The sequence below is a fragment of the Anaerotruncus sp. 1XD42-93 genome, from assembly GCF_009917605.1.
In the GTDB taxonomy this organism is placed as follows: Bacteria; Bacillota; Clostridia; order Oscillospirales; family Ruminococcaceae; genus Anaerotruncus.
The window spans coordinates 64,208-76,530 of sequence record NZ_QZEG01000004.1; the positions used below are offsets into that span (position 1 = coordinate 64,208).

Annotated in this window: 14 protein-coding genes; 12 read left to right on the plus strand and 2 right to left on the minus strand. The window is 57.0% G+C overall.

Annotation, left to right across the window (positions count from 1 at the left end):
• Positions 1-105: 105 nt before the first annotated feature.
• From D5269_RS02770 to D5269_RS02785, 4 genes are all read left to right on the plus strand, one after another.
• Complete coding sequence (locus D5269_RS02770) at positions 106-1,014, plus strand: phosphatidylglycerol lysyltransferase domain-containing protein (RefSeq protein ID WP_016314808.1); 909 nt, start codon at positions 106-108, stop codon at positions 1,012-1,014.
• A gap of 16 nt (positions 1,015-1,030) precedes the next feature.
• Complete coding sequence (locus D5269_RS02775) at positions 1,031-1,906, plus strand: GNAT family N-acetyltransferase (RefSeq protein WP_016314809.1); 876 nt, start codon at positions 1,031-1,033, stop codon at positions 1,904-1,906.
• A 104-nt stretch (positions 1,907-2,010) separates the two neighbouring features.
• Complete coding sequence (locus D5269_RS02780) at positions 2,011-2,553, plus strand: DJ-1 family glyoxalase III (RefSeq protein ID WP_016314810.1); 543 nt, start codon at positions 2,011-2,013, stop codon at positions 2,551-2,553.
• The gene (locus tag D5269_RS02785) at positions 2,541-3,161 is read left to right on the plus strand and encodes a 5-formyltetrahydrofolate cyclo-ligase (RefSeq protein WP_016314811.1); all 621 of its coding nucleotides are present in this window, start codon (positions 2,541-2,543) and stop codon (positions 3,159-3,161) included. The genes D5269_RS02780 and D5269_RS02785 overlap by 13 nt, the downstream gene beginning before the upstream one ends.
• Positions 3,162-3,355: 194 nt before the next feature.
• Here the strand turns inward: D5269_RS02785 and D5269_RS02790 are convergent, their stop codons facing one another.
• The gene (locus D5269_RS02790; RefSeq protein ID WP_016314812.1) at positions 3,356-3,526 is read right to left on the minus strand and encodes a hypothetical protein; all 171 of its coding nucleotides are present in this window, start codon (positions 3,524-3,526) and stop codon (positions 3,356-3,358) included.
• Between the two features lie 242 nt (positions 3,527-3,768).
• Here D5269_RS02790 and mltG point away from each other — a divergent pair, with 242 nt between their 5' ends.
• The 5 genes from mltG to D5269_RS02815 all read left to right on the plus strand — a co-directional run bounded on the left by mltG (position 3,769) and on the right by D5269_RS02815 (position 9,126).
• Positions 3,769-5,418 (plus strand): endolytic transglycosylase MltG, encoded by a 1,650-nt coding sequence (gene mltG / locus D5269_RS02795; RefSeq protein ID WP_016314813.1) that lies wholly within the window; start codon positions 3,769-3,771, stop codon positions 5,416-5,418.
• 34 nt (positions 5,419-5,452) lie between these two features.
• Positions 5,453-6,667 carry a U32 family peptidase gene (locus D5269_RS02800; RefSeq protein WP_243150705.1) on the plus strand — a complete coding sequence of 405 codons (1,215 nt, stop codon included), beginning with the start codon at positions 5,453-5,455 and terminating at the stop codon, positions 6,665-6,667.
• A 35-nt stretch (positions 6,668-6,702) separates the two neighbouring features.
• Positions 6,703-7,446, plus strand: a complete 744-nt coding sequence (locus D5269_RS02805; protein WP_016314815.1) for a YebC/PmpR family DNA-binding transcriptional regulator — start codon at positions 6,703-6,705, stop codon at positions 7,444-7,446.
• A gap of 364 nt (positions 7,447-7,810) precedes the next feature.
• Positions 7,811-8,245 carry a C-GCAxxG-C-C family protein gene (locus D5269_RS02810; protein ID WP_120482883.1) on the plus strand — a complete coding sequence of 145 codons (435 nt, stop codon included), beginning with the start codon at positions 7,811-7,813 and terminating at the stop codon, positions 8,243-8,245.
• On the plus strand, positions 8,242-9,126 hold the full coding sequence (locus D5269_RS02815; protein WP_016314817.1) for a radical SAM protein: 885 nt from the start codon (positions 8,242-8,244) through the stop codon (positions 9,124-9,126). The genes D5269_RS02810 and D5269_RS02815 overlap by 4 nt, the downstream gene beginning before the upstream one ends.
• Before the next feature lie 11 nt (positions 9,127-9,137).
• On the opposite strand, the gene D5269_RS02820 is transcribed toward D5269_RS02815, so the two are convergent.
• Complete coding sequence (locus D5269_RS02820; RefSeq protein ID WP_016314818.1) at positions 9,138-9,392, minus strand: hypothetical protein; 255 nt, start codon at positions 9,390-9,392, stop codon at positions 9,138-9,140.
• A gap of 166 nt (positions 9,393-9,558) precedes the next feature.
• Here D5269_RS02820 and D5269_RS02825 point away from each other — a divergent pair, with 166 nt between their 5' ends.
• The 3 genes from D5269_RS02825 (at position 9,559) to D5269_RS02835 (ending at position 12,233) form a co-directional block, all read left to right on the plus strand.
• Positions 9,559-10,164, plus strand: a complete 606-nt coding sequence (locus D5269_RS02825) for an XRE family transcriptional regulator (RefSeq protein WP_016314819.1) — start codon at positions 9,559-9,561, stop codon at positions 10,162-10,164.
• A gap of 79 nt (positions 10,165-10,243) precedes the next feature.
• A complete protein-coding gene (locus tag D5269_RS02830; RefSeq protein WP_016314820.1) occupies positions 10,244-10,777 on the plus strand; it encodes an inorganic diphosphatase in 534 nt (177 codons plus the stop codon).
• Positions 10,778-11,051: 274 nt separating this feature from the next.
• Positions 11,052-12,233, plus strand: a complete 1,182-nt coding sequence (locus D5269_RS02835) for a galactose ABC transporter substrate-binding protein (protein ID WP_016314821.1) — start codon at positions 11,052-11,054, stop codon at positions 12,231-12,233.
• Positions 12,234-12,323: the final 90 nt, after the last annotated feature.

Sequence of the window (12,323 nt, forward strand, 5' to 3'; positions counted from 1 at the left end):
TTTTCGGGTGAATTGCCGCGAGGTGGCAGGCGGAGGCTTCTTGCAAGAGAGAAAGCCCCTGCTCCCGGGAAAGATAAAAAGGTATAGAAAAGGGATGTACACCATATGCTGGAGTTTCAACCGATTACCCTCAGCGATCAGGAATGGATCGCGCCGCTGCTCGCGATGTCCAACCGGCGCGGGAGCGAATACACCTTTTCCAACAACTACGTCTACCGGACGATCTATCAGATCGAGGTCGCCCGGATGGAAAACTACTATCTGGTCCGCTCCCGCAAGGATGGGGAACCGCCTTTCTATCTCTTCCCGGCGGGCAGCGGCGACCTCGCCCCCGTGATCCGGGCGATGCAGCTTGACGCACAGGAACGCGGTTTTCCCCTGCTCATCAGCGGTGCGGTGAAAGAGGATGTCGCGCAGCTCGAAACCCTCTTCCCGGGTGTGTTTTCGTTTGAGGAAGCGCGGGATAATTTTGACTACCTTTATGAGAGCGAATCGCTCATCACGCTGGCGGGCAAAAAGCTGCATTCCAAACGAAATTTTATCAACCGGTTCAAGGCGGAGCAGGAAGGGAACTGGCGCTATGAGCCGATCGACGCGCGGAACATCGGGGACGCATGGAGGATGAACGTCGAGTGGTGCGCCGAAATGGGGTGCGGGGAGGACCCGAGCCTGCTGGAGGAGTCATGCGCGGTGCGCAACTGCTTTGAAACGTTCGATGCCCTCGGGCTGCGGGGCGGGCTCCTGCGGGTAGGGGACCGGGCCGTCGCCTTCTCGATGGGCAGGCCGCTTTCGTCGGACACGTTTATTGTGCATATCGAAAAGGCGTTCGCCTCGGTAGCGGGCGCCTACCCGATGATTAACCAGCAGTTTGCTGCGCATAACTGTGCGGAATACCGATATGTCAACCGGGAGGATGACGTGGGGGACGAGGGGCTTCGCAAGGCAAAACTCTCCTACCGCCCTGCCATCCTGCTGGAGAAATATCTGGTGTCCGAAAAGGGTGCAAAACAATAGAGGAGGCGTTTGGCAGATGATCCGATTTGCAGATGAAAGTATGCGGGAGGCGCTGCGCCAGCTCTGGCACGAGTGCTTTGGGGACAACAATGATTATGTTGACCTGTATTTTGCCCAGCATGACATTGCCCGGCATACAATGGTGTTCATCGACGGGGAAACCCCGGTTTCGATGCTCTCGCTTCTGCCGATGACGGTGGTGACCCGGGCGGGGATTCTGCCTGCGCGGTACATCTATGCGGTGGCGACCAAGGCCAGCCACCGGGGGCGGGGGATCAGCACAAAGATGCTCGAAGCCGCCCACAAACATATGCGGCAGGCGGGCCTGAAACTTTCGGTGCTCGTCCCTGCGAGCGGGCCGCTCTATAATTTCTACGGCAAGCGGGGGTTTGAGGCGGCGTTCTATGCAGGGCACACGATTGTCACCAGGGATCAGATCCCGGAATACAACGGGAGTTTTGCGGTCAGCGAATCAACGGCGGAAGAGTTTATGGGCATCCGGGAAAATGCGTTTTCCGGGCGCACGATGTTCGTCCGGTGGGATGGGGACGCCCTCTCCTACCGGCTGACCGACACCGCATTCAATGGCGGCGAAACCCTCACCCTCACCACCGGGGGGGCGCGTGCGGTCGCGGTCTGCTACAGCCGGAGCGGGTCGGTGCTGGTCAAGGAGCTTGCGCTCGATGGAATGACGATCGAAACCGCACTGGCCATCCTTCAGCGCAAGTATGACGCGCAGGAATACCATCTGCGCCTGCCGATGGACATCGAATGCCCCTATCCGCTTGAGCGGGTCGCTTCGGGTGCGGCCTACTGGTACGACACCGACGCAAAAGCCCGGACATTCAGCACCGATGGCAGGGCGCCCTATATCAGTCTGGTATTGGATTAAACAGCAAGGCCCCTGGCCGCCCTTTTGGGCAGCGGGAGAAATTGGTCAGGCTTTCAGGAACGCGTCCCCGCAGGTGCGGGAGGACAGAAAAGGAGTGTATCGAGATGATTTATGTATTCCTTGCGGATGGCTTTGAGGAGATCGAGGGATTGACCGCAGTGGACGTTCTGCGGCGTGCGGAGCTGGAGGTCAGGACGGTCGGTGTGGGCGGCAGGACGGTGGCCGGCTCGCATGGGATCGTGGTCGGGACCGACCTGTCCGAGCAGGAGGTGGAGCCATCGGAAATCGAGATGATCGTTCTGCCGGGCGGGATGCCGGGAACCCTCAATCTCGAGCGTTCCCAGGCGGTTCAGGCAGCGATCGACTTCTGCGCCGCAAACGACAGATGGATTGCGGCGATCTGCGCGGCCCCGTCGATTTTGGGGCATAAAGGGCTTCTCGACGGGCGGGAGGCGACCTGTTTCCCCGGTTTTGAAGAGCAGCTCACCGGTGCCCGGCTTTCGGAGTCGTATGTCTGCGTCGATGGCCGGTTTGTCACCGGGCGCGGGATGGGTGTCGCGCTCGAGTTCGCCCTCAAGCTGGTGGAGCTGTTCAAGGGCAGGGAGCGGGCCGCGGTTCTGGAGGCATCACTGCAATGCAGAGGGTAGACATCCGCCCGCTCAAGCAGAAGCTGCGCGCTGAGATCAAGGAATGGCGCAGGGCAATGCCCGATGGGCAGAAAAAGCGTGCGGACCGTAAAATACGGGAACGGCTGGTCCGCCTGCGGGAGTACGCGCGGTGTCATACCCTGCTTGCCTATGTATCCTTGCCGATCGAGGTGGACACGCTTGGGCTAATTGAACGTGCCCTCGCGGATGGCAAGCGGGTGGCGGTTCCGCGGTGCATCGAGGGCAGCCACGAAATGGAGTTCTACTATATCACCGGGATGGATGACCTAGCCCCACAGACGTTCGGGGTTCTGGAACCGGTTCCCGGACGGTGTGAGCTGGTCACCCGATACGACGGGAGCATCTGTATCGTACCAGCGCTCGCCTACGACCGCTCGGGGTTCCGGCTCGGCTATGGCGCTGGCTACTATGACCGGTTCCTTTCGCGGTATCCGCACCCGAAAATCGGGATCACCTATGCGCATAACCTCTGCAAGGGGCTGTGGCATGGGCGGTATGATGTTGCGGTCGATCTCGTGGTAACCGAATCGCGGTTGTGTGTCTGCGCCGCACAGCCGCAGCGCACCAAATCGAAGAGAAGCAGGTGAACCGGTTGAGCCTCATTGGGCCCGGCGTTTCATCCGGCCTTTTTCATGGTGATCGCCGGTCGCTGGAAAGACCGAACCCGGAAGCTGTACGTCCAGCCTTGGGCGTGCGGTGGGCGTTTGCGTTCAAAATTGCAGAAAAGAGGAGTCCGGGAATACCCCGGGCTCCTTTTTCCGGTCGATGTACGCGGGAAGGATCAGCAGCAGCCGCCCCAACCAAACAGGATGATGATAATGAGAAGAATCCAGATCCAGCTTGCGTTGGAGCCGCCGAATCCCAGACCGTTGCCGCCGCAGCATCCGCACCCGCAGTTGCAGTTGTTGCAAACCGGTACGCATCCACATCCACAGTTACAGTTGTTCATCATGATTGATTGACACCTCTCTAGTTAGTGATTTGTTTTATACTATGTGGGGGGCCAAAAATGGGTTACAACAGGGGCAGAGCGGCGAACGGAAAAAATTTACGAATTATTTATGATTAAATCTCCCGAAGGATTTGATTATTGTGCCAATTTGAGGTATTATATATGATATATCGGCAAATTGTACTTTTCCGCCCGCAAAAGAACGACAAAAATGGCGTTCCGGCGGAGGATAAGGAGGACATATGAGCACCAATGATGAGTTTGAAAGCCTGATCCGCAACTTCAAGCTGGATGATATGGAACCGCCTCCCGGTTCGGGGGCTGCGGGACGCAGGGCTTTTGACTTTGACCGTGAGGAACAACAACCCAGCCCCCGCGCCGCACAGGCGACCGCTCCGCGTCCGTCCGCACAGCAGGCGCGCTCCTCCGCGCAGCAGCGGCAGCAGATGCGGACAGGCCATCCGCAGCAGAGGGCAGTGCGCCCGTCCCGACAGGGGGTGGCGGCGCCTCAATATCAGCAGGCGACCGCTCCGCAGTATCCGATGCAGCCGCAGTACCCTGCACCGCAGACGAATCCTCCACAGATGCAGGCTCGCCGGAAGGAGTTTCAGGTGCAGATTGATGAGGATGCGTACGGCCCGTCCGGGTCGCCGCGCAGTTACCCGGCCATGCAGCCGGTCCGCGCAGCAGGCGGCGGAGGCGGTGGATATGGCGGCGGCTACGATGACGAAGAAGATGAGGACGAGTATGAAGGCGGCGGAGGCGGACGCTGGTTCAAAGCGATCATCGCGCTGATCGTCGTTCTGGCGGTTTCGGTTTTCCTGGCGTTTTTCGCGCTTGAAACCGCCAGCGACCTGTTCGGCCTAAACAAGGCGGAGGGGGAGGTCGAATTTACCCTCCCGGCGGGGCTTACTACTGCGGAAATCGCGGAAAAGCTGCAAACCGAAGGGATCATCACCCAGCCGCTGGTCTTTCAGATTTATGCCGACTTCAAGGACGATACCGCCAAATACGAGCCGGGAAACTACACCCTCAACAAGAACATGGGGTATGACCAGATCATGATGAAGTTCCGCACCGGCTCCAAGATCCTGATTGAGGTCCGGGTGTTGTTCTATGAGGGTATGACCCTCAGCGAGATGGCGCAGAGCCTCGAAGAGGCGGAGGTCTGTACGGCGGACGCGCTTTATGAATATCTCAATACCGCTGATCTTTCGGATTATGATTTTGTCGCGGAGATTCCGCGCAGCGCGGACCGGTTCCGCAAATATGAAGGGTATTTCTTCCCGGACACCTACAATTTCTATAAAGACATGAAACCGGCACAGGTGGTGCAGCGGTTCTTCAATAACTTCTATAACCGGGTGATAGCGGATGAAGAACTGACCGAGCGGCTGTCGGCTGTCGGGATGAGTGTCGATCAGGCGATCACCCTTGCTTCGGTGATCCAGAAAGAGGCGAGCAACGCCGAGCAGATGGGGAATGTGTCGGGCGTATTCCACAACCGCCTTGCGGAGGGAAGCCAGCTGCCGCAGCTTCAGTCGGATGTTACGCGTGATTATGTTAACAACTATATTAAACCGTTTCTCGACGATGCGGTGGACAAAGAGTCCAACCCCGATGCGGTTGACCCGAATCAGGCGATGTATGATGCGTACAACACCTATGTCTGCAAAGGGCTGCCGGTCGGACCGGTCTGCAACCCGGGCTTGGAGGCGATCCGGGCAGCGCTCTACCCGGCCCAGAACAACTACTATTACTTTGTTACCGATGAGGCGGGCAACTATTACTATGCATCCACCCTCGCCGAGCACGACCAGAATGTTGCGGTTGCGGCGCAGAACGGCAAGGTACACGGCACCGCCGCGGACACCGATGCGCCGGAGGCGTAAAGACTGCATGAAAAAGGGGAATCCTGTTTTGCAGATGCCAGAGCTGCTCTCCCCGGCGGGTGACCGGGAATGTCTGGAAGCCGCGATCCGCTATGGAGCGGATGCGGTTTACCTCGGCGGCACACAGTTCGGTATGCGTGCCGCTTCGGCCAACTTCGACGCGGACGGACTGAAAGCCGCTTGCACCTATGCACACGAACGCGGGACGCGGGTGTATCTCACCTGCAATACCCTCCCGACCAACGAGGAGGCCGAACAGCTTCCCGAATTTCTGCGGATGGCGCAGGAGGCCGGAGTGGACGCGTTGATCGTGGCGGATGTGGGTATTCTGATGCTTGCCCGTCGGGTCGTCCCCGCGCTGCCGGTCCATATCTCGACGCAGGCGGGGGTCGTCAACTATCTCACCGCGACCGAGCTTTTTCGGCTGGGGGCGTCCCGTGTGGTACTCGCGCGCGAGCTTTCGCTCGATACGATCCGTGTCATCAGGGACAAGGCCCCGCCCGAACTCGAACTGGAAGCGTTCGTCCATGGGGCGATGTGCATGTCCTTTTCAGGCCGGTGCCTTATCAGCAGTTATCTGACCCGGCGGGATGCCAACCGCGGTGAATGTGCGCAGCCCTGCCGCTGGAATTACCGTCTGGTTGAGGAGAAGCGTCCGGGGCAGTATTTCCCGATCTTTGAGGATGAGCGGGGCAGCTACCTGCTCAATGCGAAAGACCTCTGTATGATCGAGCATATTGACAAGCTGGCGCAGGCGGGGATCACCTCGTTCAAGATCGAAGGGCGGGCAAAATCCGCCTACTATACCGCAGTGATAACCAATGCCTACCGCGGCGCGATTGACGCTTATCGGCGTGACCCCGAGCGGTTTGAGCCGCCCCCATGGACATTGGAGGAGGTCAACCGGGTCAGCCACCGGGAATATTCGACCGGGTTTTACTTTGACCGCCCCGACCAGCGCGACCGGGATGGCGGCTATATCCGCGAATGGGAGATTGTCGCGGTGGTGGACGGCTGGGAGGGCGGCAGTTTGGTGGTCACCGAGCGCAACCGGTTCACCCGGGGCGACCGGGTAGAAATCATGATCCCACACAGCAGGCCGGTTCTATTTGAGATCGGGACGATTCTCGACCCGGAGTGCGGGGAGGTCGAGTCCGCCTGCCATCCAATGCGACGGTATCTGCTCCCATATGATACCCCCCTGCCAGCCGGGTCGATCCTGCGCAGGCAGGCGGCAGAAACGATTTGAAAGTCAGCACACCATGGAAAGAAAGGTTGAAAAAAATGTCAGGACATTCCAAATGGGCGAATATCAAACGGAAAAAAGAGAAAACGGATGGCGCAAAAGCCAAAATTTTTACCAAAATTGGACGGGAAATCACGGTTGCCGCGCGCGAGGGCGGTTCCGACCCGAATAACAACAGCCGGCTGGCTACACTGATTGCCAAAGCCAAAGCGAACAATGTCCCGAACGACAACATTGAGCGTCTGCTCAAGAAAGCGAGCGAGGGCAAGGAGAACTACGAGGAGATTACATACGAGGGCTATGGGCCTTCGGGTGTAGCAGTCATCGTTGAGACTCTGAGCGACAACCGTAACCGCACTGCCGGCGACCTGCGCCACTATTTCGATAAATGCGGTGGCAACCTCGGGCAGAGCGGGAGCGTGTCGTTCCTTTTCGAGCGCAGAGGTATGATCTACATTGAGAATGAAGACAACCAGATCGACGAGGAAAAGGTGATGGACGACGCATTTGCGGCGGGTGCATCCGACTTTGACTACGAGGACGGGATGATTACGATTGTCACCGAGCCGAATGATGTGACCAAGGTCGCATCCGCGCTTGAAAAGCTGGGCTATACCTACGATTCCGCCGAGGCTGAGTATATCCCAATGACCAAAACCCAGATCACCGATGAGGAACTGGTCAAAAAGATGGAAAAACTGCTCGATCTGTTTGACGACAACGATGATGTGCAGAACGTCTATCACAACTGGGACATGCCCGAGGAGCCGGACGAGGATTAAAATTCTGTTTTGCAATTTTGATGAGGGGGCTTTTTCACTTGCAAAAAGCCCCTCTCTTGCCGTCGGCGGCGGGGGCTCTGCCCCCTGACCCCGCGATTTTTTGAAAAAAATCGAGTAAAACTTTAGGGCTTGTTTGAAAATAGAGAAATAGACGGATGGTTCGTAAAAAGCGAGCGGTTGCAAGGAAAAAAGCACAGGAATACTTGCTGTATTCCGCGCATTTTTGACGCGGCAGCTGCCGCTTTTTGTAGAAAAAGACGGCTATTTCGATTTTTCAAACAGCCCCTAGGTTTAGGTCGGGGAAGAAGGAAGTTGCGCCCAGCCTGCCGGGGCGGGTCCGAACTGTGAATTGGAGGAAAGATGGATGGAAAATCGAGTGGAACGGGCGGTCACAAACCATAACAGAGGGTATAACTGTGCACAGTCGGTCGTCTGCGCCTACTGCGAACTGTTCGGGATGGACGAATCCACCGCGTTCCGGTTGGCGGAGGGATTCGGCGGCGGCATGGGCGGCATGCAGGACGGGACCTGCGGCGCAGTGACCGCAATGTATATGTTGGCAGGGGTGAAAGGCAGCAGCGGCGGGGTCGAAAACGGGATCAGCAAGGTGGAAACCTATGAGCAGGTACAGAAGCTCTGCGCGGCGTTCAAGGAGCAGAATGGTACGGTGATCTGTCGCGAGCTGCTTCAGAAAAACGATATGTCTCTTGAGCGGCCATGTAACCGCTGGATTGCGGATGCTGCCCGGATCGTGGAGGCACAGCTTGTCGGGGATGCAGAGGCACAGACCCAAAAATGATCCGGATTACGAATTGCAGGCTTTGTCCGCGCGTCTGCGGGGCTGACCGCACATCCGGGCAGGGAGACTGCGGCGGCGGAAATCAGGTGCGGGTGGCGCGTGCTGCCCTGCACTTTTGGGAGGAACCCTGTATCAGCGGTCAGAACGGATCGGGCACTGTCTTTTTCTCGGGATGCCCGCTGCGCTGCTGCTTCTGCCAAAATGGAAAGATCAGTGCGGGGAATTTTGGAAAAGAGATTTCGGTCAATCGGTTGGCCGAAATTTTTCTTATGTTGCAGGCACAGGGGGCACATAACATCAATCTGGTGAACCCGACCCATTACCTCCCGTGGGTGCGGGACGCATTACAGCTTGCCAGGCTGCGGGTGCCGGTGGTCTGGAACTCGGGCGGCTATGAGCGGGCGGAAGCCCTGCGCGCGATGGAGGGACTGGTGGATATCTACCTGCCTGATCTGAAATATGCCGGCTCTGTCCGGGCGGAGCGTTATTCCGGTGCGTCCGATTATTGGGCGGCAGCTACCAAAGCAATCCGGGAGATGCACCGCCAGACGGGAAAACCAGTGTGGGATGCGTCCGGCCTGCTTCGGAAAGGGGTGGTGATCCGGCATCTTGTGCTGCCAAAGGGGGTACAGGATGCGGCAGCAGTGCTCGACTGGATCGCGGGGACTTTCCTGCCGGGGGAAGTGCTTGTCAGCCTGATGAGCCAGTACACCCCATGCGGTGATCTGGAGCGGTTCCCTGAGCTGCGACGGAGGGTCAGCAGCTATGAATATAAAATAGTGTTGGCACATGCGCAGTCGCTCGGGCTGGAAGGGTTTATGCAGGAGCGTTCCTCCGCGCGGGAGGAATACACACCGCCGTTTGATCTGGAAGGAGTCTGAAAACGCTGGGGTCATGCGGCGTGCAGGATGGTCCGCCGGTGTCTGGAAAAGGGCAGGTGCCGGAGGTCTTTCAGCCGGATAAAAAATCTCCGGCGGCTCATCCGGGCACAGAAAACCCCAAAACCAGTGCAGGCGGTGAGCTGCACAGCAAACTGTACCGGGTTAATCATGTCGGTTTCCAATGCACCGACTGTGCCAAATACCAGAAAGAATGCGAGCAATACGCCTGCCTGGAAAAGGAAGCGGACCCGCCTGACCAGTTTCATACCTTCACCTGCTTTTTTCAAAGATTAGGAACGTTTGTTTCTAAAACTATAATACAACTTTTTGGAGTTGTCAAGCTAAAGAACAACTTTTTATCGAAATTTGAATTGACAAAAACAACTACTCGCTGTATAATGGAAAAAGAAGGGACGAAAGGTGGTCGGCAGGATGTTTGCAGAGCGGTTGAAGGAGCTGCGTAAGATGCGCAGATTCTCCCAACATGCACTGGCGGAACGGCTGGGGATCAGCCAGCAGGCGGTCGGAAAATGGGAAACTGGGAAGTCCACGCCTGATCCCGCCACCTTGCGGGAGATCGCGGATATTTTTGAGGTGTCAGTCGACCTGCTGCTAGGGCGGGAGCTGATCCCGCCAGCGTCCGCGGGGGCGGCAGGGGAGGTTCTTCTGCCCATCCTGGGGACTGTCCGCGCGGGCTATGGGGCGCTTGCTTTTCAGGAGTACCGCGGGACGGAACCCGCCAGCGTGCATAATCCGGAGGAATATTTCTATCTGGTGGTGAGCGGCGATAGCATGGAACCGCGGATCAGCAGCGGGGATCTCGCGCTGGTCCACAGGCAGCCGGATGTTGAGAGCGGCGAGCTGGCGGTGGTGCTGGTCGACGGGGAGGAAGGAACCCTCAAGCGGGTGGTGAAACGGGATGGCGCGGTGATTTTGCAGCCGTTTAACCAGTCCTACCAGCCACAGATTTTTATGGGGGAGGAGCTTTCCCAGCTCACGATTGTGGGGAAGGTCGTGGAAACAAAAACCAAATGGTGATTGCATTTTTGAGGAAATTGTGCTAGACTAAAACCATCCGTTTTGGACGTTTATTGATACACGGAAAAGGGGTTTTATTGTGAATATTTGGCATGACATTTCTCCCAAAAGGATCACAAAAGAAGATTTTATTGCGGTGATCGAGATTGGCAAGGGCGGCAAGAACAAGTATGAACTGGATAAGGAAACCGGATTGATCATTCTGGACCGCATCCTTTACACCTCCACCCACTATCCTGCGAACTACGGGTTCATTCCCCGCACCTATGGGGACGACGGTGACCCGCTGGATGTGTTGGTGCTCTGTTCGGAATCGCTGATTCCGCTGAGCCTGGTTCGCTGCTATCCGATCGGTGTGATCTCGATGATCGACAATGGCAAATACGATGAAAAGATCATCGCGATCCCGTTCAACGACCCGATGTATAATATGTATAAGGACATTGATGAGCTGCCCAAGCATATTTTCGAGGAGATGCGCCATTTCTTCACCGTCTATAAGGAGTTGGAAGGAAAACAGACCGCGGTCAATGAGGCGTCCGGCTCGGAAGCCGCGCTGGGTATCATTCAGGCAGCGGTTGATAACTACATAGAGAAATTCTGCAAGGGATAACGAATGAAACCGTCCCCCGGTATCTCCGGGGGCTTTTTTATGCAGTTTTTTGCCAGCCAAGTTTTTTCATAGAAAAACGAAGATTTTTCTATCGCTTTTTCGGGTAATTTTCACTAAAATAAAAACATCCCCAGCGGTTACAATGGTAGCATCAAAGCAGCTCAAAACGGGGCAGGATTTTGAAGTGGTGAGCAGAATGCTGTCTGACAGCTTTGCATGGAACCCGGGGAAACGGATAAAGACAGAAACACCACAGCTATTTTAGGAGGAAAAAATGATGAAAAAATTACTTGCTTCCATCCTTGCAGCAGCAATGATCGGTACCGCGCTCGCGGGCTGCGGCGGTTCCGGGTCCACCTCTTCGGCGGCGCCGGCTTCTTCTGCCGCACCGGCCTCTTCGGAAGCCCCGGCGGCCTCTTCGGCTCCGGCTGAAACCCCGGCTCCGGCAGCGTCTGACCTGAATGTAGGCGTATTCTATTACACCTTCTCGGATGTCTACATCACCAGCGTGCGCACCAACATGGATGCGAAGCTCAACGAGCTGGGCGTCACCTTCCAGAACTACGACGGCAACAACAACCAGGCCAACCAGCTCGACCAGATCAATACCGCGATCACCAACGGATGCAACCTGCTGGTTGTCAACATCGTTGAGACCTCTTCGCCGGATGCGGCGCAGACCGCCTGTGATGCCGCCAAAACTGCCGGTATCCCGATCATCTTCTTCAACCGCGAGGTTGCGGATGATGTTGTCAACAGCTATGAGAACTGCGCGTTTGTCGGCACTGACGCCGCCGAGGCTGGTCACATGCAGGGCCAGATGATCGCCGAGTACCTGCTCGCTAACTACGATGCAGTGGACCTCAACAAGGACGGGGCCATCTCCTATGTCATGTTCAAAGGCCAGGAGGGCAACGCAGAGGCCGAGTACCGCACCCAGTTCGCGGTTGAGGATTGCGACAAGCTGCTCGCAGAGGCTGGCAAAGAGCCGCTGGCATTCTACAATGCAGGCAACGCCTCCAAGTACCTGGTTGACCAGACCGGCGCATGGTCTTCGCAGGCTGCAACCGACTACATGAACACCATCCTCGCTGAGTACTCCGAGGCAAACAACAACATGGTCGAAATGGTCATCGCGAACAACGATGGCATGGCTGAGGGTGCAATCGCGGCGCTTCAGGCTGCCGGCTACAACAACGGCTACGATGAAGAGAACAATATTGGCAAGTTCATCCCGGTATTCGGGGTAGACGCGGTGGATTCCGCGAAGGAGAAGATCCAGAATGGCCAGATGACCGGTACCATCATGCAGGATGCAGAGGGCATGGCCAACACGATCACCGCTCTGGTTTCCAACCTCAACAGCGGGGCGGCTCTGATGGATAATACTTCCAGCTTCAATGTAGACGCTGGCGTAGCTAAAATCCGTGTCCCGTACGGCGTATACACCGGCTGAGTGAAGCGCTCCAACACAAACGCGTACCAACCGGAAGGATAAAAGCGGAGTGTGCGGGGCTGTCTGATGACAGCCCCGCATACTGCGGAT

Coding starts and splice junctions, on each gene's coding strand:
- D5269_RS02800 (WP_243150705.1), top strand. CDS start 5,453: ATGCCAGAGCTGCTCTCCCCGGCGGGTGACCGGGAATGTCTGGAAGCC.
- D5269_RS02790 (WP_016314812.1), bottom strand. CDS start 3,526: ATGATGAACAACTGTAACTGTGGATGTGGATGCGTACCGGTTTGCAAC.
- D5269_RS02780 (WP_016314810.1), top strand. CDS start 2,011: ATGATTTATGTATTCCTTGCGGATGGCTTTGAGGAGATCGAGGGATTG.
- D5269_RS02805 (WP_016314815.1), top strand. CDS start 6,703: ATGTCAGGACATTCCAAATGGGCGAATATCAAACGGAAAAAAGAGAAA.
- D5269_RS02820 (WP_016314818.1), bottom strand. CDS start 9,392: ATGAAACTGGTCAGGCGGGTCCGCTTCCTTTTCCAGGCAGGCGTATTG.
- D5269_RS02825 (WP_016314819.1), top strand. CDS start 9,559: ATGTTTGCAGAGCGGTTGAAGGAGCTGCGTAAGATGCGCAGATTCTCC.
- D5269_RS02815 (WP_016314817.1), top strand. CDS start 8,242: ATGATCCGGATTACGAATTGCAGGCTTTGTCCGCGCGTCTGCGGGGCT.
- mltG (WP_016314813.1), top strand. CDS start 3,769: ATGAGCACCAATGATGAGTTTGAAAGCCTGATCCGCAACTTCAAGCTG.
- D5269_RS02775 (WP_016314809.1), top strand. CDS start 1,031: ATGATCCGATTTGCAGATGAAAGTATGCGGGAGGCGCTGCGCCAGCTC.
- D5269_RS02770 (WP_016314808.1), top strand. CDS start 106: ATGCTGGAGTTTCAACCGATTACCCTCAGCGATCAGGAATGGATCGCG.
- D5269_RS02810 (WP_120482883.1), top strand. CDS start 7,811: ATGGAAAATCGAGTGGAACGGGCGGTCACAAACCATAACAGAGGGTAT.
- D5269_RS02835 (WP_016314821.1), top strand. CDS start 11,052: ATGATGAAAAAATTACTTGCTTCCATCCTTGCAGCAGCAATGATCGGT.
- D5269_RS02785 (WP_016314811.1), top strand. CDS start 2,541: ATGCAGAGGGTAGACATCCGCCCGCTCAAGCAGAAGCTGCGCGCTGAG.